This window comes from Streptomyces luteireticuli (assembly GCF_041519305.1).
GTDB lineage: Bacteria > Actinomycetota > Actinomycetes > Streptomycetales > Streptomycetaceae > Streptomyces > Streptomyces luteireticuli.
In genome coordinates, this window is the sequence record NZ_CP167927.1 from 5,455,741 (window position 1) to 5,478,326 (window position 22,586).

Annotated in this window: 21 protein-coding genes and 2 tRNA genes; 16 read left to right on the forward strand and 7 right to left on the reverse strand. The window is 72.7% G+C overall.

The features are described 5' to 3' along the window. Positions 1 to 10 precede the first annotated feature (10 nt). Complete coding sequence (locus tag AB8735_RS24520; protein WP_372409405.1) at positions 11 to 1,450, forward strand: dipeptidase; 1,440 nt, start codon at positions 11 to 13, stop codon at positions 1,448 to 1,450. Between the two features lie 86 nt (positions 1,451 to 1,536). Then, complete coding sequence (gene nudC / locus AB8735_RS24525) at positions 1,537 to 2,466, forward strand: NAD(+) diphosphatase (RefSeq protein ID WP_344020088.1); 930 nt, start codon at positions 1,537 to 1,539, stop codon at positions 2,464 to 2,466. Between the two features lie 37 nt (positions 2,467 to 2,503). Here the strand turns inward: nudC and AB8735_RS24530 are convergent, their stop codons facing one another. After that, positions 2,504 to 2,749 carry a mycoredoxin gene (locus tag AB8735_RS24530; RefSeq protein ID WP_344020086.1) on the reverse strand — a complete coding sequence of 82 codons (246 nt, stop codon included), beginning with the start codon at positions 2,747 to 2,749 and terminating at the stop codon, positions 2,504 to 2,506. Positions 2,750 to 2,942: 193 nt separating this feature from the next. Between AB8735_RS24530 and AB8735_RS24535 the strand changes: the two genes are divergently transcribed. The 5 genes from AB8735_RS24535 to AB8735_RS24555 all read left to right on the forward strand — a co-directional run bounded on the left by AB8735_RS24535 (position 2,943) and on the right by AB8735_RS24555 (position 6,789). Beyond that, the gene (locus tag AB8735_RS24535; RefSeq protein WP_372409406.1) at positions 2,943 to 5,183 is read left to right on the forward strand and encodes an ATP-dependent DNA helicase UvrD2; all 2,241 of its coding nucleotides are present in this window, start codon (positions 2,943 to 2,945) and stop codon (positions 5,181 to 5,183) included. 143 nt (positions 5,184 to 5,326) lie between these two features. Then, positions 5,327 to 5,668, forward strand: a complete 342-nt coding sequence (locus AB8735_RS24540) for a hypothetical protein (RefSeq protein WP_372409408.1) — start codon at positions 5,327 to 5,329, stop codon at positions 5,666 to 5,668. A 130-nt stretch (positions 5,669 to 5,798) separates the two neighbouring features. Next, positions 5,799 to 6,161, forward strand: a complete 363-nt coding sequence (locus AB8735_RS24545; RefSeq protein WP_344020080.1) for a WhiB family transcriptional regulator — start codon at positions 5,799 to 5,801, stop codon at positions 6,159 to 6,161. After that, on the forward strand, positions 6,158 to 6,463 hold the full coding sequence (locus AB8735_RS24550) for a hypothetical protein (RefSeq protein WP_372409409.1): 306 nt from the start codon (positions 6,158 to 6,160) through the stop codon (positions 6,461 to 6,463). The genes AB8735_RS24545 and AB8735_RS24550 overlap by 4 nt, the downstream gene beginning before the upstream one ends. Before the next feature lie 116 nt (positions 6,464 to 6,579). Further along, complete coding sequence (locus AB8735_RS24555) at positions 6,580 to 6,789, forward strand: hypothetical protein (protein ID WP_344020076.1); 210 nt, start codon at positions 6,580 to 6,582, stop codon at positions 6,787 to 6,789. A 57-nt stretch (positions 6,790 to 6,846) separates the two neighbouring features. On the opposite strand, the gene AB8735_RS24560 is transcribed toward AB8735_RS24555, so the two are convergent. Continuing rightward, positions 6,847 to 8,223, reverse strand: coding sequence for an ABC1 kinase family protein (locus AB8735_RS24560; RefSeq protein WP_372409412.1), 1,377 nt, complete (start codon positions 8,221 to 8,223; stop codon positions 6,847 to 6,849). 41 nt (positions 8,224 to 8,264) lie between these two features. Beyond that, on the reverse strand, positions 8,265 to 9,389 hold the full coding sequence (locus tag AB8735_RS24565; protein WP_372411908.1) for a ThiF family adenylyltransferase: 1,125 nt from the start codon (positions 9,387 to 9,389) through the stop codon (positions 8,265 to 8,267). Between the two features lie 315 nt (positions 9,390 to 9,704). On the opposite strand from AB8735_RS24565, the gene AB8735_RS24570 reads away from it, so the two are divergent. Further along, complete coding sequence (locus AB8735_RS24570) at positions 9,705 to 10,322, forward strand: M48 family metallopeptidase (RefSeq protein ID WP_372409414.1); 618 nt, start codon at positions 9,705 to 9,707, stop codon at positions 10,320 to 10,322. 21 nt (positions 10,323 to 10,343) lie between these two features. Here AB8735_RS24570 and AB8735_RS24575 read toward each other — a convergent pair whose 3' ends face one another. Together AB8735_RS24575 and AB8735_RS24580 are read right to left on the reverse strand one after the other, a co-directional pair. Beyond that, positions 10,344 to 10,883, reverse strand: coding sequence for an NUDIX hydrolase (locus AB8735_RS24575; RefSeq protein WP_372409415.1), 540 nt, complete (start codon positions 10,881 to 10,883; stop codon positions 10,344 to 10,346). Further along, positions 10,880 to 12,331 carry a zinc-dependent metalloprotease gene (locus AB8735_RS24580; RefSeq protein ID WP_372409417.1) on the reverse strand — a complete coding sequence of 484 codons (1,452 nt, stop codon included), beginning with the start codon at positions 12,329 to 12,331 and terminating at the stop codon, positions 10,880 to 10,882. Before AB8735_RS24580 ends, AB8735_RS24575 begins: the two co-directional genes overlap by 4 nt. Before the next feature lie 203 nt (positions 12,332 to 12,534). On the opposite strand from AB8735_RS24580, the gene AB8735_RS24585 reads away from it, so the two are divergent. The 4 genes from AB8735_RS24585 to AB8735_RS24600 all read left to right on the forward strand — a co-directional run bounded on the left by AB8735_RS24585 (position 12,535) and on the right by AB8735_RS24600 (position 15,710). Continuing rightward, positions 12,535 to 13,659 (forward strand): SDR family oxidoreductase, encoded by a 1,125-nt coding sequence (locus tag AB8735_RS24585; protein ID WP_344020068.1) that lies wholly within the window; start codon positions 12,535 to 12,537, stop codon positions 13,657 to 13,659. Between the two features lie 32 nt (positions 13,660 to 13,691). Beyond that, positions 13,692 to 14,126, forward strand: a complete 435-nt coding sequence (locus AB8735_RS24590) for a molybdenum cofactor biosynthesis protein MoaE (protein ID WP_344020066.1) — start codon at positions 13,692 to 13,694, stop codon at positions 14,124 to 14,126. Between the two features lie 208 nt (positions 14,127 to 14,334). Continuing rightward, positions 14,335 to 14,538, forward strand: a complete 204-nt coding sequence (locus tag AB8735_RS24595; protein ID WP_344020064.1) for a hypothetical protein — start codon at positions 14,335 to 14,337, stop codon at positions 14,536 to 14,538. 80 nt (positions 14,539 to 14,618) lie between these two features. After that, on the forward strand, positions 14,619 to 15,710 hold the full coding sequence (locus AB8735_RS24600; RefSeq protein ID WP_344020062.1) for a PDZ domain-containing protein: 1,092 nt from the start codon (positions 14,619 to 14,621) through the stop codon (positions 15,708 to 15,710). Between the two features lie 99 nt (positions 15,711 to 15,809). Here AB8735_RS24600 and AB8735_RS24605 read toward each other — a convergent pair whose 3' ends face one another. Beyond that, the gene (locus AB8735_RS24605) at positions 15,810 to 16,403 is read right to left on the reverse strand and encodes a PPA1309 family protein (RefSeq protein ID WP_344020060.1); all 594 of its coding nucleotides are present in this window, start codon (positions 16,401 to 16,403) and stop codon (positions 15,810 to 15,812) included. A 144-nt stretch (positions 16,404 to 16,547) separates the two neighbouring features. Here AB8735_RS24605 and AB8735_RS24610 point away from each other — a divergent pair, with 144 nt between their 5' ends. The 4 genes from AB8735_RS24610 to AB8735_RS24625 all read left to right on the forward strand — a co-directional run bounded on the left by AB8735_RS24610 (position 16,548) and on the right by AB8735_RS24625 (position 21,942). Further along, complete coding sequence (locus tag AB8735_RS24610) at positions 16,548 to 19,403, forward strand: UPF0182 family protein (RefSeq protein WP_372411909.1); 2,856 nt, start codon at positions 16,548 to 16,550, stop codon at positions 19,401 to 19,403. Between the two features lie 41 nt (positions 19,404 to 19,444). After that, positions 19,445 to 19,518, forward strand: a tRNA-Met gene (locus tag AB8735_RS24615). Positions 19,519 to 19,777: 259 nt separating this feature from the next. Next, positions 19,778 to 21,772 carry a tetratricopeptide repeat protein gene (locus AB8735_RS24620; protein WP_372409421.1) on the forward strand — a complete coding sequence of 665 codons (1,995 nt, stop codon included), beginning with the start codon at positions 19,778 to 19,780 and terminating at the stop codon, positions 21,770 to 21,772. Between the two features lie 96 nt (positions 21,773 to 21,868). Then, positions 21,869 to 21,942: transfer RNA gene (locus AB8735_RS24625), tRNA-Met, on the forward strand. Positions 21,943 to 22,006: 64 nt separating this feature from the next. On the opposite strand, the gene AB8735_RS24630 is transcribed toward AB8735_RS24625, so the two are convergent. Continuing rightward, positions 22,007 to 22,423 carry a transcriptional repressor gene (locus AB8735_RS24630; protein WP_344020056.1) on the reverse strand — a complete coding sequence of 139 codons (417 nt, stop codon included), beginning with the start codon at positions 22,421 to 22,423 and terminating at the stop codon, positions 22,007 to 22,009. Positions 22,424 to 22,586 lie beyond the last annotated feature (163 nt).

Below are 22,586 nucleotides of genomic sequence, written 5' to 3' on the forward strand. Positions count from 1 at the left end.
GCTCGATGTCATGAGCCCCACCCCGGACAGTGCCGTCCGCGCGTACATCGAGCAGCACCGCGCCGCCTTCCTCGACGACCTCGCGGAGTGGCTGCGCATCCCCTCCGTCTCGGCCGACCCCGGCCGCGCCGCCGATGTCCGCCGCAGCGCCGACTGGCTGGCGGCGAAGCTGAAGGAGACGGGCTTCCCGACCGTCGAGGTCTGGGAGACGGACGGCGCCCCCGCGGTCTTCGCGGAGTGGCCCTCCGGGGACGACGACGCCCCCACGGTCCTGGTCTACGGCCACCACGACGTCCAGCCGGCCGCCCGCGAGGACGGCTGGCACACCGACCCGTTCGAGCCCGTCGTCAAGGACGGCCGGCTCTACGGGCGCGGCGCCGCCGACGACAAGGGCCAGGTGTTCTTCCACACGCTCGGTGTCCGCGCCCACCTGGCGGCCACCGGCCGGACGGCCCCCGCCGTCAACCTCAAGCTGATCGTCGAGGGCGAGGAGGAGTTCGGCTCGCCGAACTTCCCGGCCCTGATCCGCGCCCGCGCCGACCGCCTCGCCTGCGACAGCGTGATCGTCTCCGACACCGGCATGTGGTCCGAGGACACTCCGACGGTCTGCACCGGCATGCGCGGCCTCGTCGAGTGCCAGATCGACCTGTACGGGCCGGACCAGGACATCCACTCCGGCTCCTTCGGCGGGGCCGTGCCCAACCCGGCCACCGAGGCCGCCCGGCTGGTCGCCGCCCTGCACGACGAGGACCGCCGCGTCGCGATCCCCGGCTTCTACGACGGCGTCGTGGAGCTCACCGACGCCGAGCGCGAGCTCTTCGCCGAGCTGCCCTTCGACGAGGAGCGCTGGCAGCGCACCGCGCACTCGCACGCCACCCTGGGCGAGGCCGGCTTCAGCACCCTGGAGCGCGTCTGGGCCCGCCCCACCGCCGAGGTCAACGGCATCGGCGGGGGCTACCAGGGCCCCGGCGGCAAGACGATCGTGCCGTCCTCGGCTCAACTGAAGCTGTCGTTCCGCCTGGTGGCCGGCCAGGACACGGACCGGATCCAGCAGGCCGTGCGGGAGTGGACGGCCGCCCGTCTGCCCGGGGGCGTCCGCCACGAGATCGCCTTCACCGGGGCCACCCGTCCCTGTCTGACGCCGCTGGACCACCCGGCGCTCCGGTCCGTCGTCCGGGCCATGGGCCGTGCCTTCGGGCAGAAGATCCGCTTCACCCGCGAGGGCGGCTCCGGCCCCGCCGCCGACCTCCAGGACGTCCTGGGCGTCCCCGTGCTGTTCCTCGGCATCTCGGTGCCCTCGGACGGCTGGCACGCGCCGAACGAGAAGGTCGAGCTCGACCTCCTCATGAAGGGCGTGGAGACCGCGGCCCACCTCTGGGACGACCTCGCCGGGTCCACCGCCGGGTCCATCGCCGGGCCGGACGCGCCTGTCGCGCCCGGCGCGCCGTGACGGGACCGGGCCGGGCCGCCGGCCGCCCCGCGAGCCGCGCCCAAGACGCACCATCACCGTTACCACAGGGGGAGTTGGAAGCAGCCGTGACCACCTGGACCGCATTTCCGGCCGACCGTCCCATCACGCTCAGCGGCGCGAGCGGCATCGACCGCGCCGCGCACCACCGCCTGGACGAGGCGTGGCTGGCGGCGGCCTGGAGCCACCCCTCGACCCGGGTCTTCGTGGTCTCCGGGGGCCAGGCGCTGATCGACGACACCCCCGACGGCCGCACGGAGCTGGTGATGACGCCGGCGTTCGAGGCCCCCGTCACCGAGACGCACCGCTACTTCCTCGGCGAGGACGAGGACGGGGTGGCCTACTTCGCGCTCCAGAAGGACACCCTGCCCGGCCGCATGGACCAGTCGGCGCGTCCGGCCGGGCTGCGCGAGGCGGGCCTGCTGCTGTCGCCGCGCGACGCCGGCCTGCTGGTGCACGCGGTGGCGCTGGAGAACTGGCAGCGGCTGCACCGCTTCTGCTCGCGCTGCGGCGAGCGCACCGTCATCGCCGCCGCCGGCCACATCCGCCGCTGCCCGGCCTGCGGCGCCGAGCACTACCCGCGGACCGACCCCGCGGTGATCATGCTGGTCACGGACGATCAGGACCGCGCCCTGCTGGGCCGTCAGATGCACTGGCCGGAGGGCCGCTTCTCCACCCTCGCCGGTTTCGTCGAGCCCGGCGAGTCCATCGAGCAGGCGGTGCGGCGCGAGGTCGCCGAGGAGGCCGGCGTGGTGGTGGGCGAGGTGGAGTACGTCGCCAGCCAGCCCTGGCCGTTCCCCTCCAGCCTGATGCTGGGCTTCCGGGCGCGCGCCGTCTCCTCCGAGATCCAGGTGGACGGCGAGGAGATCCACGAGGCGCGCTGGTTCTCCCGGGAAGAGCTGCGGGCCGCGTTCAAGTCCGGGGAGGTACTGCCTCCCACCGGAATCTCGATCGCGGCCCGGCTGGTCGAGCTCTGGTACGGCGAGCCCCTGCCGTAGGCCCGGGGGCCGTGGGCGGGGGGCCGTAAGCAGGGGGTCAGACGCCGACCCCGATCTTGGCCTTGACCTGGGCGAGAGAGGGGTTGGTGAGCGTGGAGCCGTCCGCGAAGAGCAGGGTCGGCACCGTCTGGTTGCCCTCGTTGGCCTTCTCCACGAAGGCCGCCGACTCCGGGTCGAGCTCGATGTTCACCTCGGTGTACTCGATGCCCTCCCGCTCCATCTGGCGCTTGAGGCGTACGCAGTAGCCGCACCAGGTGGTGCTGTACATCGTCACGGCGGACATCGGTGCTCCTTAGGGAGTCGTGCTGTGGTGGGGGAGCGGTGCTCCGGTGGTAGAACGTGCATCCATCCCCGGCCATTCCCGGACCGGTCACGGGCGGATTCCGGCCAGTCCCGGCCCAGCATAAGTACGACCGCAGGGCCCCGCCTGTGGACAACCGTCCCGGTCGCCTCCGGGAACCTGGCAGCATGGCGGGGTGACACCAGCAACGCACACCACCCTCTTCCCCCAGGTGCCGGAGACCGCCGACGCCGTGCTCGACGGGCTCGACCCGGAGCAGCGCGCGGTCGCCACGGCCCTCGGCGGGCCGGTGTGCGTGCTGGCCGGCGCGGGTACGGGCAAGACCCGCGCCATCACCCACCGGATCGCCTACGGGGTCCGCTCCGGGGTGCTCCAGCCCGCCAGTGTGCTCGCCGTCACCTTCACCAACCGCGCGGCGGGCGAGATGCGCGGCCGGCTGCGCGAGCTGGGCGCCGCCGGCGTCCAGGCGCGCACCTTCCACTCGGCCGCCCTGCGCCAGCTCCAGTACTTCTGGCCCAAGGCCGTGGGCGGCGAGCTGCCCCGGCTGCTCGAGCGGAAGGCCCCGTTCGTCTCCGAGGCCGCGGCCCGCTGCCGGGTCCGCCTCGACCGCACCGAGCTGCGCGACACCACCTCGGAGATCGAGTGGGCCAAGGTCACCCAGACCGTCCCCGAGGAGTACCCGGCCGCCGTCGCCCGCAGCTCCCGGGAGGCCCCCCGCGACCCCGCCGAGATCGCCAAGGTCTACGGCGTCTACGAGCAGCTCAAGCGCGAGCGCGGAGTGATCGACTTCGAGGATGTCCTGCTGCTGACCGTCGGCGTCCTCCAGGACCGGAACGACATCGCCGAGACCGTCCGCCGCCAGTACCAGCACTTCGTGGTCGACGAGTACCAGGACGTCAGCCCCCTCCAGCAGCGCCTCCTGGAGCTCTGGCTGGGGGAGCGCGACAGCCTCTGCGTGGTCGGCGACGCCAGCCAGACGATCTACTCCTTCACCGGCGCCACCCCCGACCACCTGCTGGACTTCCGCACCCGCCACCCCGGCGCCACCGTCGTCCGGCTCGTCCGCGACTACCGCTCCACCCCCCAGGTGGTCCGCCTGGCCAATGGGCTCCTCGCCCAGGCCCGAGGCCGCGCCGCCGACCACCGCCTGGAGCTGGTCTCCCAGCGGGAGAACGGCCCGGAGCCGGTCTACGCGGAGTTCGCCGACGAGCCCGCCGAGGCCGAGGGCGTCGCCCGCCGCGTCCGCGACCTCATCGCCTCCGGTGTGCCCGCGGGCAGGATCGCGGTCCTCTACCGCATCAACGCCCAGTCCGAGGGCTACGAGCAGGCCCTCGCCGACGTGGGCGTGCCCTACCAGCTGCGCGGGGCCGAGCGGTTCTTCGAGCGCCCCGAGGTCCGTGAGGCCCAGGTGCTGCTGCGCGGCGCGGCCCGGGCGGCGGACGGCACCGACCCCCGGCTGGCCGCCGCCGAGGACCTGGCGGGCCAGGTGCGGGCCGTCTTCTCCACCCGGGGCTGGACGCCCGAGCCGCCCGCCGGCTCGGGGGCGGTCCGCGACCGCTGGGAGTCCCTCGCCGCCCTGGTGCGGCTCGCCGAGGACTTCGCCCGGTCCCGCCCCGGCGCCACCCTCGCCGACCTCGTCACCGAGCTGCAGGAGCGGACCGAGGCGCAGCACGCCCCCACCGTCGAGGGGGTGACGCTCGCCTCACTGCACGCCGCCAAGGGCCTGGAGTGGGACGCCGTCTTCCTGGTCGGCCTCACGGAGGGCATGCTGCCGATCACCTATGCGAAGACGGACGAGCAGATCGAGGAGGAGCGCCGGCTGCTCTACGTCGGCGTCACCCGGGCCCGCCGCCATCTGACCCTGTCGTGGGCGCTCTCCCGGGCGCCCGGCGGGCGGCCCTCCCGCCGCCCCAGCCGCTTCCTGTCCGGCCTGCGGCCGGGCTCCACGGCACCCCGCCCGGGCGCTCCGGAGCCCGCGGGCCCGATGGGCCACGTCTCGTACGGCTCCGGCGCGTACAGGCCCGGCGGCCGCCCCGCCGAGGACGGCCCCGCTCCCCGGGCGCGGCGCAGACCGGCGCGCTGCCGCGTCTGCGGGCGCACGCTGACCGACGCGGGGGAGATCAAGCTGCTGCGCTGCGAGGACTGCCCCAGCGAGCTGGACGAGGGGCTCCACGAGCGGCTGCTGGACTGGCGGGCCGAGCAGGCCGGCCGGCTCGGCCAGCCCGCCTTCTGCGTCTTCACCGACAAGACGCTGCTGGCGATCGCCGAGGCCGTGCCGGGAACCGAGGCGGAGCTTTCCGTCATCTCCGGTGTGGGAAGGCGCAAGCTCGGCGAGTTCGGAGCCGATGTCCTGGCGCTGTGCGCCGGTCGTGAGCCGGGGTCGCGCGAGGGTCCGGAAATCTCTCCGGAAAAATAGTTTGCGCGTGTGGAGGGCATACCCATAGCCTTCCGAGCAGGGAAACAACGGATCCTCACGGGATCCGCTGGTTCCGTGCTGTACTGAACCGAAGATTCGACGGACCACCGTCCGTCCCGAGACGCCGAGAGGAGGCGAGACCAATGATCAGCTTCATTCCCAGCAACAAAATGACCGATCGCCCGGTCTTCGCCATGCCTTCGCTCGGCATGCGTCCGTCCGGCGCCGTATCCGGTGTCGTCCTCGCCTCCGGCCTCGGTTCCGTCAATGGCACCGGTCTGTCCTCCGTCGCCCTCCCGGCCAATGTGTCGGTCCTGGGCAATGAGCGACCGACCAAGGCGCCTGCGGCAGCGGCAACGGCGGCAGTGGCACAGTTCCGTGCCTTTGCGGCGGAGACCAACGGCGCCGAATCCCGGACGAAGCAGTACCAGCACCACACGATGTGGGCCTTCCGTGGGCTCGAACCCTGGAGAGATCCAGCCTGATCGGCAGATCAGGTCGGCACCTTCCAGGGCCGCGGAACCCACACCGGGATCCGCGGCCCTTTTGCTTGCCCCCCAGCCAGGGGAAACCCCTCCGGCCACCAGCCGGAACAACAGACGAGGAACACCAACCGTGCAGATCAAGGCACACACCCCGTCAGTAGCCACCGACCTGATCCCCCCGCCCGTCCCCACGGAGGACACCTTGACCCCCCTGACCGCGCTCACCGACCTCGACGACGCGATCGAGAACCTGGGCACCCCGGTCCCCTGCCGCAGCTACGACCCGGAGGTCTTCTTCGCCGAGACGCCGGCGGACGTGGAGTACGCCAAGTCGCTCTGCCGGACCTGCCCGCTGCGCGAGGCTTGCCTCGCCGGCGCCATGGACCGTCGTGAGCCGTGGGGCGTCTGGGGCGGCGAGCTCTTCGTCCAGGGCGTCGTCGTGGCCCGCAAGCGCCCCCGTGGCCGCCCGCGCAAGAACCCGGTCGTCGCATGAGTCTCCCCGGCACGATCGACCTCCCCCTCGCGCACGATCCCACGAAGCAGGAACCGACGATGCACCACGCGTCCCCCGAGCCCTCCGGCTCCGCCCTCCCCACCCGCACCACCTCCGGCGCGACCACCTCGCGTCAGAACAGGAACCTCGAAATGCAACTCATCCCAGAAGTCCTGGCCCGTGCCCATATGCACGAGGGCAGGGCCGTCCGGCTCGCGGCGGCCCGGCGCATGCAGCGCCGTGCCGAGCGGGCCTCTCTGCGTGCCCGACGAGCCTTGGCCATGGCAGTGATGCACCCCTAGGCGCAGATCCGCCGAACGCGACTTGGTGAACCGGGGGCCGGTCCGAAAGGACCGGCCCCCGGTGCGTTCGGGTGCGTTGAACCCTCACGAACCGTTCACGGGGATATCGTCTGGGAGTGGACCAGAAGACGCCTGATTCAGCGCAGTTGGACCCTGAGGCCACCGGCACCACCCTCACGTGTGCCCGTTGCGGAACCACCGCCGACGGCTTCCCGCCGACCTGGACCTGCTCCGTGGAGAACGGCGGCCGCCACTACTTCTGCGACGACTGCGCCCGCGCCAACATCAGAGCGATCGAGGGCCGCCTCGACTCGGCCTGGTGGTGAGGGAGGCCTGATGGCGAGGGAACCGGGCCCGCGCCATGGACGGGCCCGCCGCCCTCCTCAGGCGGGAGTCCCCTGACCGCAGTCCTCGGCCGGACTGTCGTCCGCGAAGCCCGGGACCCACGCCTCCATCTCGTCGCGCATCCGCACCGTCGCGCCCAGCTGACAGAGCACCCCTATGGTGCTCGTGGTCACCCGGTGGATGAGCAAATACGCCGGGGGCAGGTTGAGCTGACGGGCCAGCTGGTACGCGGGGGAGCGGGGGTCGGCGATCCGTGTGGCCTGGGACCGCATCCAGTCGCGGGTGAAGGTGAACTCCTCCACCTGGGCGGGCTCGATGATCGGCAGCAGATAGTCGAGCACGGCCTCCGGGTCGAGCTCGATCTCCGGCTTGACGAACCCCTCGTCGCGGAGCAACTCGTGGACCGCCTCGGCGTCGCCGTCCAGCGTCAGCCGCAGCGCCGTCCCGATCTCGGCCGGCAGCCCCTGCGGCAGCCGGTCCACCGTGCCGAAGTCCAGGACGCCCAGCCGCCATTTCTCCGGCGGGCCGTCGGGATGGTCGCCGGTCACCAGACGGAAGTTGCCCGGGTGCGGGTCGGCGTGCAGCAGCCCGGTGCGGGCCGTGCCCGAGAACAGGAAGCGGGCCAGCAACTGGCCTGCTCTGTCCCGCTGCTCCTGAGTGCCGTCCGTTATCACTTCGGACAACGGCACCCCCTCCAGCCACTCCGTCACCAGCACTTGGTCGCTGTGGTGCACCACAGCGGGCACCGTGACGTCGGCATCCCCCGCGAACTCCTCGGCGTGGGCGATCTGGGCGCTCGCCTCCAGTCCGTAGTCCAGTTCCTCGGCCACCCGGTCCCGCAGCTCGGCGATGAGGGGCTTGAGATCCATCCCGGGGATCAGCGGCCCCAGCAGCCGGGCGAAACGGCCGAGTTGGGTGAGATCGGACAGCAGCGCCTCCCCGGCCCCCGGATACTGCACCTTGACCGCGACCCGTCGCCCGTCGTGCCAGACGGCCCGGTGCACCTGCCCGATCGACGCCGCGGCGGCCGGCTTGTCGTCGAACTCCTGGAAGAGATCCCGCCAGTCCGCCCCCAGCCGCTCCGCCAGCGCCGCGTGCACCGACTTCACCGGCATCGGGGGCGCCGCCTCCTGAAGCTTGGTGAGCGCCGCCCGATAGGGGCCCGCGACCTGCTCGGGAAGCGCCGACTCGAAGACGGACAGGGCCTGTCCGAGCTTCATCGCACCGCCCTTGAGCTGACCGAGCGTCGCGAACAGCTGCTCCGCCGTGCGCTGCTGCAGCTCGGCGGCGATCATCTCCGCCGGCCGGCCGCCGATCCTCTTGCCCAGCTCCAGCGCGGTGCGCCCGGCGAACCCCAGCGGCAGCGCGGCCAACTTGGCGGTACGAGCAACCGCCTTGCGCGGTAGATCAGACATGCGCCCCTCCAACTAGCTGTACAGCCACGCCGCGACGGCGGTCACCCGTGCATCCTCCCGTGCGGCGCCCCGGCGGCCGGGACACGGCCCCCCTCCGGAAGACGTGCCGCACCGCACGGGCACCGCGGGTGCGGCTCGACGGGGCGCGAGGACCACCCCGGACCCGGCAGTGCCAGCTCCAGGCGGTGCCCCGCACCCGCCGTGGACCCACCGTCGAGGAACGCCAGCGCCCACGACACGGTCAGCCCCGCCACGACCGTGGCCAGTGCCATGTCGCATGACGGTACCCCCGCGCGTCGGCCGGACCTCCACTGGGCGAGCATCCGGGGCCAGGCCGCGTCCCTCTCGGCACGGTCCAGGTCCAGGCAGCCCGCGCAGGCCGACCGTCCGGGCAGGACCAGCGGGCCCACCACCCCCGTCGCCTCGGCCACCCCCGCGTACAGATGGGGCGTCCCCGACGCCGCCAACTCCCGGGCCTCCGCCGGATCCGGGGACCAGACCGCCACCCCGTCCCGCGGCGCGCACACCGTCAGGGCCAGGGGCGGATCGGGGCGTCCGGCCCGGGAGCGGGGCCCGGGCAGCGGCGCCGCCTCGTGCACCACCCGGCGTCCCGCCGCGTCCCGCCGCTCGCCCGTCCGCCGTGCCCCCACCCCGCCCGGGCCCACGTCCCACGGCTCGACACAGCCACCGTCCACCACGTCGACCCGCCCCACCCCCGAGGCCGACAGCAGCGCGGCGACGGCCGCCCCCACCCGGCCCGCCCCGCGGACCCGCACCCGCGCCTCCTGCCGCGCGGCCATCAGCCGCATCGCCGCGCCCGGTCCGGGGTGCAGCACCGAGAGCGAGGCCAGGTCCGGGCGCAGCCGCTCCAGGGCCGCGCCGCCCCGGCTCCGCAGGGTGTCCCCGCCCGCACCGCCCCCGCGCGCGTCGTCGAGCAGGCCCGCCCGCGCCAGGCGCTCCACCAGCGCGTCCACCCGGCCCTCCGGGAGGCCCAGGGCGACGGCCTCCGCCCGCAGCAGCGGCAGGCTCCGCGTGCCGTCGAGCAGGGCCAGGAGGGAAGCGGTCGCGGTGTCCAGCGGACCGACCACCGACGCGTGCGCCCCCGTCATCCCCACCTGCACGGTGTCCCGGCTGCGCCAGGCCCGCCGCAGCGCCGGCTTGAGCATCGGATGCGCGGAACCGCCCCGGAGCGGCGGGCTCCCGCCTTCCGTCACGGCCGCCGCCCCGCACACCCGTCCGCTCCCCATGGCTCCCCCTGCCGGTCCGGTGCAGCGCACCGGCGCGTCACACCGTCGCCGCCCGGCAAGGCCCTGGTGCCCCGCCGATCCGGCAGGCCCAGGATGCACGGCGATGGCCGTTACTGCCCGGAGTTGTCCACAGGTAGGGAGTGATTGTCGTACTAGTGGTGTGCCCGATGGGGATCGGCCCTCAACCGGGCGGGCGCGGGACTTCCGGCGCCGCCACCCGGTAACGTCGGGCCCGTGCCCGTCGATCCTCTGCACAGTGCCCCCAGAACACCGCGCGGTGCCCCGAGTCCTGGCGGTCCGTCCGTCGAGGGGGCGGCGGCGGAGGCCGGGGCCGACGCGGTGGAGGTCCGCAGGAGCGCACGGCGCCGCAGGACCGTCTCCGCCTACCGCGAGGGCGACCGCACGGTCGTCCTCATCCCGGCCCGGATGTCGGACGCCGAGGAGAAGCGCTGGGTGGGCGTGATGCTCGACCGGCTCGCGGCGCAGGAGAGCAAGCGGATACTCGGGGACGCCGAGCTCGCCGAGCGGGCCGGGCGCCTCTCCGCGCAGTACCTCGACGGCCGGGCACGGCCGGCCACGGTCCGCTGGGTCACCAACCAGAACACCCGCTGGGGCTCGTGCACCCCCGCCGAGGGCAGCATCCGCCTCTCGCACCGGCTCAAGGGCATGCCCGAGTACGTCGTCGACTACGTCCTGCTGCACGAGCTGGCGCATCTGCTCGTACCCGGGCACGGCCCCGCCTTCTGGCGGCTGCTGGAGACGTACCCCCGCACCGAGCGCGCACGGGGGTACCTCGAAGGTGTGGTGGCCGCCGGCCGGCTTCCGCACCTGCCGGCGGCCCGCAGCGAGTGACCCGGGGCCCCGGGCCCCCGGTCACCCCAGCAGCGCGCGCACCCGGTCCACCAGGCGCACCACCGACGCGTCGGCCACCGAGGCCACCTCGTCGTAACCGAACCAGCGCAGGTCCAGCGACTCGTCGCTGATCGCCGCCTCGGAGCCGGCGGGGGCCAGCGCCGCGTACTGCACGTCCAGGTGCCAGGCGCACGGCGTGTGGTGCCGGTCCAGCCGGACGGGACCGCCCGGCAGCAGCGTCAGCCCCTCGGCGATGCCCGACTCCTCGCGCGCCTCGCGCAGGGCCGCCGCCGCCAGCGTGGCGTCCTCCGGCTCGCAGTGCCCGCCCATCTGGAGCCACATCTCCAGCTTGCGGTGGAGGGTGAGCAGCACCCGGCCCGCGGACGGGTCCACCACCAGGGCGCTCGCCGTGACGTGGCCCTCCCGGCACGCCTTCCACATGCCGTCCGGACGGCTCCGCAGGTGCTCCAGGTAGGCCAGCCGCAGGGTCTCCTGCCCGGCGTCCCCGTCCGGGGCGGACCACTCCTTGAGGACCCGCTCCGCGTCGGCGTGCAGGCTCACTCGGTCCCCTCGGAACCGTCGTCCTTCTTCGTGTCCGGCTTCTTCGGGTCCGGACCCGCGGTGCCCCCGGCCGCCTCGCCGAGCATCTTGTCCAGCTCGGAGAAGTCCAGGTGCTCGCGGTGCACGAAGCCGTCCGGGTCGTCCAGGTCGGCGGCGGTCGGCAGCATGTCCGGGTGCTCCCAGAGGGCGTCGCGGCCCTCGGCGCCGCGCGCGTCCGTCAGGGAGGCCCACAGCCGCGAGGCGTCGCGCAGCCGGCGCGGACGCAGCTCCAGGCCGATCAGCGTGGCGAAGGTCTGCTCGGCGGGGCCGCCGGTCGCCCGGCGCCGGCGCAGCGTCTCGCGCAGCGCCCCGGCGGACGGCAGGTGCGGGGCCGCCGCCGCGTGCACGACCGCGTCCACCCAGCCCTCGACGAGCGCCAGCGCGGTCTCCAGCCGGGCCAGGGCCGCCTTCTGCTCCGGCGAGTCCTCCGGCTGGAACATGCCCTGCTGGAGCGCCTCCTGCATCTGCTCGGGGTGCGTGGGGTCGAGCTGGCCGACGACGTCCTCCAGCTTGGAGGTGTCGACCTTGATGCCCCGGGCGTACCCCTCGACGGCACCGAACAGGTGCGAGCGCAGCCACGGCACATGGGAGAAGAGCCGCTGGTGGGCGGCCTCGCGCAGGGCCAGGTAGAGGCGGACCTCCTCCTGCGGGACGCCCAGGCCGGAGCTGAACTCCGCGATGTTCAGGGGCAGCAGCGCGGCCTTGCCGGCCGGGCCCAGCGGCAGGCCGATGTCGGTCGAGCCGACGACCTCGCCCGCCAGCACGCCCACGGCCTGGCCGATCTGGGTGCCGAACATGGCACCGCCCATGCTGCGCATCATGCCGAGCAGCGGACCGGCCATGGCCCGCATCTCCTCGGGCAGCACGTCGCCCATGGCCGAGCCGACGCGCTCGGCGACCGGGTCCACCAGCTCGCGCCAGACCGGCAGGGTCGCCTCGACCCACTCCGCGCGGCTCCAGGCCACGGCCGTGCCGGAGCCCGAGGGGAGCGAGGTGACGCCGTCCAGCCACAGGTCGGCCAGGCGCACGGCCTCCTCGACGGCCGCCCGCTCGCCGTCGGTGACGCTGGCGTCCTTGCTGCCGTCGGCGGTGCCCTGCGCGACGGTCTGCCGTGCGATGTCCTTGGCCATGTCCCAGTTCACCGGGCCGCCCTCGTACGAGAGCATCTGGCCGAGCTGCTGGAAGGCGGCGCCCAGGTCCTGGGGGTTCATCCCGCCCGCTCCGGGCATACCGGGCATGGCCCCGCCGAACAGCGCGGCGAAGGGGTTGTCCCCGCCGCCGGCCCCCGGGCCGAACCCGAAGGGGTTCGCCGGCCCTTGGCCACCCTGGTCACCGCCCTTCTTCTTGCCGTTGTCGCCGTCCTCCGGCTCCTCCGGCGGAAGACCGAATCCGAATGGGGTGTCACTCACGGGTTTCCTCGGCTCGTAGGGCCGCCGGCTCGGGCCGGCGGCGAATGCCCGACAACACCACCCAGCGTAGACACCTCCCCGGTATCGGGGCTTGGTGCTCCACCGGCTCGGGGCCTGCGGCAGGATGGACGTCACCTGGTACGTACGGGTCATGGCACAGGTGATGACGCATACATACTGAAGACAACCGCTGGAGACGCCCGGTGAGTTCCCCCGACCGAGAAGTTCGCGCAGCGCGAAACGGTTCCGCGCGAGACAGTACGAGGCCGCCCGGCCGTCGGCCCGTGGTCGCCGTGACCGGTGCCGCCCGTGGCATCGGCGCGCTGCTCACCCGGCGGCTCGCCGCGTGCGAGGAGGTCAAGCACGTCCTCGCGATCGACGAGCGGCGCGGCGACGTCAGCGAGGCGCAGTGGCATGTGCTGGACGTGCGCGACCCGGCGATCGCGGAGAAGCTGCGCGGGGCCGACGTCGTGGTCCACCTCGCCCTCGACCTCGATCTTGAGACCGATCCCGCCGCCCGCACCGCCTACAACGTGCGCGGCACCCAGACCGTGCTGACGGCCGCCGCGGCGGCCGGGGTGCACCGCGTGGTGCTGTGCACCTCGGCGATGGTCTACGGCGCGCACCCGGACAACGACGTGCCGCTGGACGAGGACGCCGAGCTGCGGGCGACCGCCGAGGCCACCGGTGTCGGGGACCTGCTGGAGATCGAGCGGCTGGCCCGCCGCGCGCCGCGCGCGCACCCGGGCCTGAACGTCACGGTGCTGCGGCCCGCCGTGCTGGTCGGCGGCACGGACACCGCCCTGACGCGCTACTTCGAGTCGCCCCGCCTGCTGGTGGTCGCCGGCTCCCGGCCCGTGTGGCAGTTCTGTCACGTGGAGGACCTGGTGAGCGCGCTGGAGTTCGCGGCGCTGGAGAAGGCCGAGGGCGAATTGGCGGTCGGCTGCGACGGCTGGCTGGAACAGGATGAGGTCGAGGAGCTCAGTGGGATCCGCCGCATGGAGCTGCCCTCGGCGGTGGCGCTCGGCGCCGCCTCCCGGCTGCACCGCCTGGGCCTGACGCCCTCCCCGGCCGGCGACCTCGCGTACACGATGCACCCGTGGGTGGTCAGCGGGCACCGGCTGCACGCCGCGGGCTGGCGGCCGCGCTGGACCAACGAGGAGGTCTTGGCGGAGCTGCTGGAGGAGGTCGCCGGGCGGCACACGGTGGCCGGGCGGCGCCTCGGCCGGAAGGACGCGACCGCGGCGGGGGCGGCGGGGGCGACGGTGGCGCTGCTGGGCACGGCGGCGCTGGTGCGACGGGCGCGGAAGGCGCGACGGAGGGTGTAGGGCTCCGTCCCTCCTGCGGCACCATGGTCCGCATGCCCGCTTCGAACGAGCGCCCGGTGCGCCTCCTCGCCGTCCGCGACACCCCCCTCTCCCTGGACGAGGTCTTCGCCGCCGTCGGCGACCCCGCCGCCGGTGGCACCGCGCTCTTCGTCGGTACGGTGCGCGACCACGACGGGGGAGCGGATGTGACCGGACTCGGCTACTCCGCGCACCCGTCCGCCGAGGCCGAGCTGCGGCGGGTCGCCGAGGCGGTGGCGGCCGACTTCCCGGTGCGGGCGCTGGCCGCCGTGCACCGGGTCGGGGACCTGGTCGTCGGCGACCTCGCCGTCGTGGTCGCGGTCTCCTGCCCGCACCGGGCCGAGGCGTTCGCGGCCTGCCGCCGGCTGATCGACGACCTCAAGAGCGAGGTGCCGATCTGGAAGCACCAGACCTTTTCCGACGGTACGGAGGAGTGGGTCGGCGCGTAGCGCCGTCGATGAGGGGTGGCGGTCGGGTGACGGGAGGGCGGGTAGGGGTCTAAGGGGGACAAGGGGGTTCAAGGGGGTTTAAAGAGGCGTCGTGCCCGGAACGGGCCGCCACCGGTTGCGTAACCAGGCCCCTGAAGTGAGCGTTGAGACGGCAGACGATTAATGTGCTCATCGGTAAGTCGCGAGGAGTGAGGGGTCGGAGGCCGTTATGGCGGCGCTCGCTTGGTTGCTGATTCCGGTTGCCGCGGCCGTGGTCGCCGCTCTGTGGGGGAGCTGGGCGGCCCGGAACCGCAAGTCCGGCGATGTCTCGGAGCTCGCGGGGTACGAGAAGTTCCGCGAGGCCATGGAGCGCCGGGAGGCGGTGGAGCGCCCGGCCATGGAGCGCTCGGACTCCGGGACCGGATCCGCCTGACACCCGCCGCGACCAGGCATTCCGCCCCGTACGGACCGCCCCGGGAGTGGACTGTCGGACCCGTCCCGTACTGTCGTTCCATGCCCCGCCGCACTGCGACGATGCTCGCCTCCCTGCTGATGCTGATCGCGCTTCTCTGCGCCGGCGTGCTGATCCCCGTGCCCTATTCGGAGATGTCGCCCGGGCCCACGGTGAACACCCTGGGGGACCACGGCGGAGAGCCGGTGCTCCAGATCTCGGGGCGCAAGACGTACCCGACCACCGGCCACCTCAACATGACGACGGTCCGGGTGACCGGCTCGCAGTACCGGATGAACATGGTCGAGGCGGTCTACGGCTGGCTGACCCACGACAAGCTGGTCGTCCCGCACAGCACCCTCTACCCCGACGACAAGACCCCGGACCAGCTGAACCAGGAGACCGCCGAGGAGTTCAGCCAGTCCCAGGAGAGCGCCAAGGTCGCGGCGCTCAAGCAGCTGGACATCCCGGTCGGCACCCGGGTGGTGGTCTCCTCCGTGGTCAAGGCCAGTCCGGCGGAGGGCCTGCTGCACGCCGGCGACGTGATCAAGTCCGTGGACGGCACGGAGGTCAAGCAGCCCGGCGACGTGGCCAAGCTGGTCACCCGGCACAAACCGGGCGAGAAGGTTGCCTTCCGGGTCGTCCCGGCCAAGGAGGCGGCCGCCGCGGAGAAGGAGAAGCGGCAGCCGAAGACCGAGGAGACCGTGACGCTGGTGACGCGCGAGGCATCGGGCGACAAGCGGGCCATCGTGGGCATCCAGGCGGGGACGGCGCACACGTTCCCGTTTTCGATCAACATCAAGCTGGCCGACGTCGGCGGGCCGAGCGCGGGCCTGATGTTCGCCCTCGGAATAGTCGACAAGCTGACCCCGGACAACATCGCCGACGGCAAGTTCATCGCCGGCACGGGCACGATCGACGACAACGGCAAGGTCGGCCCGATCGGCGGCATCGAGATGAAGACCGTCGGCGCCCGCAGCAAGGGCGCGGAGTACTTCCTGACCCCCAAGGACAACTGCGCGGCCGCGGCCAAGGACACCCCGAAGGGGCTGACCCTCGTCAAGGTCGAGACGATCGGGGACGCGCTGAAGTCCCTGGACAAGATCAAGAAGGGGGACGCGGCCGGCCTGCCGCAGTGCACGACGGGCAAGTGACGCCCCCGCGCCCCGCGGCTCCCCCGAGCTCCCGCCGCCGTCCCCCTCTCCGTCCCCGGACCCGGCCGGGGCCCGGTCCGGGGACGGCGCGGTCCCGGCTCAGGCGGCGAAGGTGGCCGCGAGCGCCTCGGCCAGACCCGGCACCAGGTCGGGGCCGGTGAGCACCTCGGTCGGCGAGTCCTTCTCGCGCAGCCGGACGGCCGACTCGCGGGCCCCGTCGCGCAGCACCGCGACGGTCATCCGGACCTCCTGCCGGTCCGGGTGCCCGGCGACCCACTTGGCGAGCTGCTTCTCGTTCAGCCCGTGCGGCACCGAGCCCTCGGCCGACGGCGGCAGCATCAGCCGCTCCACGGTCAGGGCGCAACCCGCCACGGCGTCCGGCCAGGCGACCGTGCCGAGGAACTTGTCGAGGGCGGTGCCGGCGGGCAGCTCGTCCTGCTCGATGGGGGTGTAGGAGGGGGCGGCGGAGCCGGGGGCCCCTTCGAGGCCGAGCTGCGCGGCGAGCGCGGGCTCCTGCGCGCGGAGCTTCGCGGTGTCGACGAGGGCGAAGAGCCGGGCGGGCTGGTCCCAGCCGAGCCCGGAGGCGTACTCGTCGATCTCGAGCACGGCGCGGGTCAGCGGGCTCGCGGCCATGGGGGGCGTGCCCGGGACGGGCTGGTCGGGGTGGCTCGGGGAGCCGGCATTGCTGGACATGCTCAATATCGTGCCCTGACCGGGGCCGAAATCGGGAACCGAGTAAAGCCTCGGTAAGTTGCCACAGTGGGTCCTACTATCGCCAGGGCCTGATCGACAGCTCCACTGACAGCGAACTTCGAGGTGCGCACCTTGGCTTTCCAGATGCCGGACCGCGGCGGAGGCCCGACAGGCCCGCGGATGAGAGTCGGACGGCCTTCCCGCCGCGTCCGGACCCTGATGACGACCCTGGGTGTGCTGGCGGCGCTGGCCATGCTCTTCGTCATGTTCGCCGGGTTCTGGACGGACTGGCTGTGGTACCGCTCCGTCCACTACTCCTCGGTCTTCACCACCACGCTCGGCACCAAGATCGGCCTGTTCGCCGTCTTCGGCGTGCTGATGGCCGTGGCGGTGGGGATCAACATCTGGCTGGCGCACCGGCTGCGGCCGCCGCTCAGCGCGATGTCGGCGGAGCAGCAGTCGCTCGACCGCTACCGGATGAGCATCGCGCCGTACAAGAAGTGGGTGCTGCTGGCGGTCACCGCGCTCGTCGGCCTCGTCGCGGGAGCCTCCGCGGCGGGCCAGTGGCGCACCTGGCTCCAGTGGATCAACGGGGTCCCCTTCCATCAGAAGGACCCGCAGTTCCACAAGGACATCTCCTTCTACACCTTCGATCTCCCCTGGTACCGCTTCCTGTTGAGCTTCGGCTTCGCGGCGGCCGTGCTGTCGCTGATCGCCGCCGCCCTGGTGCACTACCTCTACGGGGGGCTCAGGCTCACCAGCCCCGGTCACCGGGCCACCGCCGCGGCGACGGGCCATCTCGCCGTCCTCCTGGGCCTGTTCGTGACGCTCAAGGCCGTCGCCTACTGGCTGGACCGGTACGGGCTGGCGGTCAAGTCGAGCGGTCTGAAGTCGACGAACGGCTGGACGGGCCTGCGTTATGTGGACGCCCACGCCTATCTGCCGGCCAAGACGATCCTGTTCATCATCGCGCTGATCTGCGCGGTGCTCTTCTTCGCGACGCTGTGGCGGCGCACCTGGCAGCTGCCGGTGATCGGCTTCGGCCTGATGGTGCTCTCGGCGATCCTGATCGGCGGGCTCTACCCGGCGATCGTGCAGAAGTTCCAGGTCTCTCCCAACGAGCAGGCCAAGGAAGCCCCGTACATCGCGAAGAACATCAAGGCCACGCGCGAGGCGTACGGCATCGACGAGACCAAGGTCGACGACGCCTACCCGGGCAAGGGCGACACCTCGACGGACAAGAACACGCTGCGCGACCTGGCCGGTTCCACCGCCAGCCTGCGGCTGCTCGACCCGAACATCGTCTCGCCCGCCTTCCAGCAGGAGCGCCAGGACCGCGGGTACTACCAGTTCCCGTCCACCCTGGCCGTGGACCGCTACAAGGTGGACGGCAAGGACCAGGACACGGTCATCGGTCTGCGCGAGCTCAACATCAAGGGCATCCCCGAGCGCAACTGGATCAACGACCACTTCAAGTACACCCATGGCTATGGCGCGGTGACCGCCAAGGGCGACTCGGTGCCCAGGGGCGGCGGCCCCGACTTCCAGTCGGACAAGGTCCTGGGCCCGTACGAACCGCGGGTGTACTACGGCGAGAAGACCACGCAGTACTCGATCGTCGGCGGTCCGCAGAAGGAACTGGACCGGCCCGGCGACGAGGACAAGGAGAGCTACAGCTATCAGGGCAGGAGCGGGGTCGACCTGTCGAACCCGGTCAACCGCGCCGCGTACGCCGTGGCCTTCGGCGAGCCCAAGATCCTCTACTCGGGCGCCATCGGCAAGGGTTCGAAGATCCTCTACAACCGGACCCCGAAGGCCCGCGTCGAGGCGGTGGCCCCCTGGCTGACGATCAACAGCGACGCCTACCCGGCGGTGGTGGACGGCCGTATCCAGTGGATCGTGGACGCCTACACCACGACCAACGGCTATCCCTACGCCTCCCGTACCACCCTCGGCGACACCACGGCCGACTCGCTGACCACCGGCCAGCGCGCGGTGGTGGCGCAGCAGAACCGGGTCAACTACATCCGCAACTCGGTCAAGGCGACGGTCGACGCCTACGACGGCAAGGTCACGCTGTACCAGTGGGACACCGAGGACCCGGTGCTCAAGACCTGGATGAAGGCCTTCCCGGGGACGGTGAAGGCGAAGAGCGAGATCGGCGCCAAGCTCAAGGACCATCTGCGGTACCCGCAGGACCTGTTCAAGGTGCAGCGCGAACTGCTGACCCGGTACCACGTCACCGACCCGGGGACGTTCTACACCGGCAGCCAGCGCTGGGAGGTGCCGGACGACCCGACGAACAAGGGCAACGCGGTTCCGCCGTACTACCTGAGCATGCGGATGCCGGACCAGAAGGACCGCACGTTCTCGCTGACCACGACGTTCACGCCGAAGAACCGCCAGAACCTGGGCGCTTTCATGGCCGTTGACGCGGATGCGCGCAGCGGCGAGTACGGCAGGATCAGAATTCTCCAGCCGAAGGACACGGTCTGGGGCCCGTTGCAGGCGCAGAGCAATTTCAACAGCGACCCGACGGCCGCCAGTGAGATCAAGCTCCTGCGGGGCGGGGATTCCGAGATCGAGTACGGAAATCTGCTGACGGTTCCTCTCAACGGCGGTCTGCTGTACGTGGAACCGGTCTACGTCCGCGGTGCGCGCGCGAATTACCCGCTGCTGAAGAAGGTGTTCGTCACCTACGGCGAGAAGATCGCGTTCGAGAACACCCTGGGGGAGGCCCTCGACAAGGTCTTCGGCGCACAACAGCCGGGCGGCAAGCAGCCGCCGGACGGCACGAAGCAGCCCCCGGCCGGCAACCCGACGGTGAAGCAGGCCGTGAAGGATGCTCAGGACGCCTACAGCGCAGGGCAGAAGGCGCTGGAGAAGCAGGACTGGGAGGCGTACGGCAAGGCCCAGAAGGACCTCAAGGACGCCCTCGACCGGCTGGCGAAGGCCGAGGCGCGGAGCGAGGAGAAGAACGGGGGCAAGCCGGGCAGCTAGTCCCGCCCGTCCCGCGCCGTGGTACGGTTGTTCCACAACGGCGCGGGGTGGAGCAGCTCGGTAGCTCGCTGGGCTCATAACCCAGAGGTCGCAGGTTCAAATCCTGTCCCCGCTACTGGAAGACAAGGCCCGGAGTCCTAGACTCCGGGCCTTGTCGTGCTTCCAAGGAGCCGTCAGGGGTCGACCGTTGCCGGAGTGACCGGCGGGACCACTGTTCGTATCGGACGCCACGCTGCTCTGTGCGGGTTGTGTGCGGGGGTTTTGATTAGAGTTTGGAGCAGCGTTGTGTCGGGAAGTCGGGAAGTCGACAAAACGCTGAAGTGACCTCACTGGCTGCGGGATTCCAGGTGTACGCAGGTTGCGGGAGTGCGACGATGGGACGTATGGGGGACAAGGCGAGGCTGGTGGAGACAGGTCGGCTTGTGAAGGCTCCCGCTGCGGGGAGTGTTCCGGAGGTACGGGTTCCGGCGCCGTACGACCCTGCGCGGGCCTCGTCGGGCCGGTCGGCCCCGGTGCCCTCGACGGCCCCGGCACCCTCGGCGGGCGCCGCCGAAGCGGCCGACCTGGAGCTGGAGACCGCCCGCCGCCGCGCCGAGGAGTCCGGCGACCCCGCCGCCCTGAGCATGCTCGGCGCCCTGCTGCTGCGCCGCGGCGACCTCGACGGGGCCGAGAAGCACCTGCGCGCCGCCACCGCCGAGGGGGACCGCTCCGCGGCCAACAACCTGGGCGTCCTGCTCCACCAGCGCGGCTACGCCGACGAGGCGGCCGGCTGGTGGCGGGTGGCCGCCGTCGCCGGTTCCGCCGCCGCGGCCCACGCCCTCGGCCGCTACCACCGCGAGCGCGGCGACGAGCCGGCCGCCGAGTACTGGCTGCGGCAGTCCGCCGAGTCCGGGCACGCCCTCGGCGCGTACGCCCTCGCCGACCTGCTGGAGCACCGCAGCGACGTGGGCGCCGAGCGCTGGTTCCGCTCGGCCGCCGAGCGCGGGCACCGCGAGGCGGCGTACCGGCTGGCCCGCATCCTCGACGGCCGGGCGCCCGGCTCCGCCGCCCGCTCCGGCGGCCTGGCCGCCGGGCCGGTCCCGGCCACCGGCTCCCGCCGCACCCCCGTCGGCGGCGGCGACACCTCCGTGCGCGACCTGCGGGCCGCCGCGGCCGGCCGGGAGAAGGGCCCCGCCGACGAGGCCGAGCAGTGGTACCGGCAGGCCGCCGCCCGCGGCCACCGCCGCGCGGCCCTGCACCTGGGCACCCTGCTGGAGGCCCGGGGCGAGATCCAGGAGGCCGCCCGCTGGTACCTGACCTCGGCCAAGGACGGCGAGTCCCGGGCCGCGTGCGCCCTCGGCTTCCTGCTGCGCGACGCCGGTGACGGCGACAGCGCCGCCGTCTGGTGGCGCCGGGCCGCCCAGGACGGCGACGGCAACGCGGCCAACGCCCTGGGCGCCCTGCACGCCGACCGCGGCGAGTCGCAGCAGGCCGAGCGCTGGTACCGCGCCGCGCTCGATGCCGGGGACGTCAACGGCGCGTACAACCTCGCCCTGCTCTGCGCCGAGCAGGGCCGCACCGCCCAGGCCGAGCAGTGGTACCGCCGCGCCGCCTACGCCGGTCACCGCGAGGCCGCCAACGCCCTTGCCGTCCTGCTGCTCCAGGCCGGCGACCCGGCCGGCGCCGAGCCGTGGTTCTCCAAGGCCGCCGAGGCGGGCAGCGTCGACGCCGCCTTCAACCTCGGCATCCTCTACGCCGGGCGGAACGAGGAGCGCGCGGCGCTGCAGTGGTACGAGCGGGCCGCCTCCGCCGGGCACACCGAGGCGGCCCTGCAGGTGGCGATCGTCCTGCTGCGCGAGGGCGGTCCGGACGACGCCGAGGATGCCGAGCGGCACCTGCGGGTGGCCGCCCGGGGTGGCAGCGCGGAGGCGGCCTTCCGGCTCGGCTCCCTGCTGGACCGGGAGGCCGGGGACGACCACGACGCGGCGTCCGCGGCGGAGTGCGAGGAGTGGTACGGCAAGGCCGCCCGCCAGGGCCACCGCCGCGCCCAGGTGCGGCTCGGCATGCTCGTGGCGGCGCGGGGCGACGTCGTCGAGGCCGCGCGCTGGTACCGCGAGGCCGCCGAGGCGGGCAGCAGCAACGGCGCCTTCAACCTCGGGCTGCTGCTGGCCCGGGAGGGCAGCGAGCCGGAGGCGGCCCTGTGGTGGACCCGGGCGGCCGAGGCCGGACACGGCCGCGCGGCCCTGCGGCTGGCCCTGCTGGCCGCCCGCCACGGCGAGTTGACGCAGGCTCAGCTCTGGTGCGCGCAGGCCGTCGAGCGCGGCCCGGCGGAGGTCGCCGAGCGGGCGGCGCGGCTGCGGGACGCGCTCCAGCAGGAGTTGTCGGCGTGAGCCGCGCCACCGTACGTGGTGCCGTGCTCGCGGGCTGTCACGGGAGACATCGCGTTTGCACCATGTGCCGTAACCGGGTTACAGTTGGCCCATCGACGCGGGGTGGAGCAGCTCGGTAGCTCGCTGGGCTCATAACCCAGAGGTCGCAGGTTCAAATCCTGTCCCCGCTACTGATCACGAAGGCCCGGATCCTCAGGATCCGGGCCTTCGTGCTGCACCCGTTCGGTGCCGGGCTCAGCCCGCCGCGCAGCCGGGGCACAGGCCCCGGTACGTCACCTCGACCGCCGAGAGTTGGAAGCCGAAGCGCTCCTCCGGCGGGAGGCCGGCGAGCAGGTCCCCCGAGGGGTGCACGTCGCGGATCGTGCCGCACCGCGAGCACACGAGGTGCTGGTGCGCATGGTGGGCGTTGGGGTCGTAGCGCTTGGCGCGGCCGTCGGTGCTCACCTCCAGCACCTCGCCCAGCGAGACCATCTCCCCGAGGGTGTTGTAGACGGTCGCCCGGGAGATCTCCGGCAGCATCTCCGCCGCCTTCGCGTGCACCTCGTCGGCGGTGTAGTGCACATGGTCCCCGTCGAGCACCTCGGCGACGACGCGCCGCTGTGCGGTCAGCCGCCAGCCGCGTCCCCGGAGCCGATCCAGCAGGTCACTCATGCCATTCACCCATCAGTCAGATAGCACCAGCCTAGCAGCGCGTTTTGTCCATCAATGGAGGTGATTCTTCTGTACGCCGCATCTTGACTTAGACAAAGTCCAATGTAGGATCGCTTTCGGTTCCTGCCAAGGCCGAGTGCCTGGCGTGGCAGGGCGAGTCGAT

Coding starts and splice junctions, on each gene's coding strand:
- AB8735_RS24520 (WP_372409405.1), top strand. CDS start 11: ATGAGCCCCACCCCGGACAGTGCCGTCCGCGCGTACATCGAGCAGCAC.
- AB8735_RS24530 (WP_344020086.1), bottom strand. CDS start 2,749: ATGTCCGCCGTGACGATGTACAGCACCACCTGGTGCGGCTACTGCGTA.
- AB8735_RS24540 (WP_372409408.1), top strand. CDS start 5,327: ATGATCAGCTTCATTCCCAGCAACAAAATGACCGATCGCCCGGTCTTC.
- AB8735_RS24550 (WP_372409409.1), top strand. CDS start 6,158: ATGAGTCTCCCCGGCACGATCGACCTCCCCCTCGCGCACGATCCCACG.
- AB8735_RS24560 (WP_372409412.1), bottom strand. CDS start 8,223: ATGTCTGATCTACCGCGCAAGGCGGTTGCTCGTACCGCCAAGTTGGCC.
- AB8735_RS24565 (WP_372411908.1), bottom strand. CDS start 9,389: ATGCTCAAGCCGGCGCTGCGGCGGGCCTGGCGCAGCCGGGACACCGTG.
- AB8735_RS24590 (WP_344020066.1), top strand. CDS start 13,692: ATGCCCGCTTCGAACGAGCGCCCGGTGCGCCTCCTCGCCGTCCGCGAC.
- AB8735_RS24595 (WP_344020064.1), top strand. CDS start 14,335: ATGGCGGCGCTCGCTTGGTTGCTGATTCCGGTTGCCGCGGCCGTGGTC.
- AB8735_RS24600 (WP_344020062.1), top strand. CDS start 14,619: ATGCCCCGCCGCACTGCGACGATGCTCGCCTCCCTGCTGATGCTGATC.
- AB8735_RS24605 (WP_344020060.1), bottom strand. CDS start 16,403: ATGTCCAGCAATGCCGGCTCCCCGAGCCACCCCGACCAGCCCGTCCCG.
- AB8735_RS24610 (WP_372411909.1), top strand. CDS start 16,548: ATGCCGGACCGCGGCGGAGGCCCGACAGGCCCGCGGATGAGAGTCGGA.
- AB8735_RS24620 (WP_372409421.1), top strand. CDS start 19,778: ATGGGACGTATGGGGGACAAGGCGAGGCTGGTGGAGACAGGTCGGCTT.
- AB8735_RS24630 (WP_344020056.1), bottom strand. CDS start 22,423: ATGAGTGACCTGCTGGATCGGCTCCGGGGACGCGGCTGGCGGCTGACC.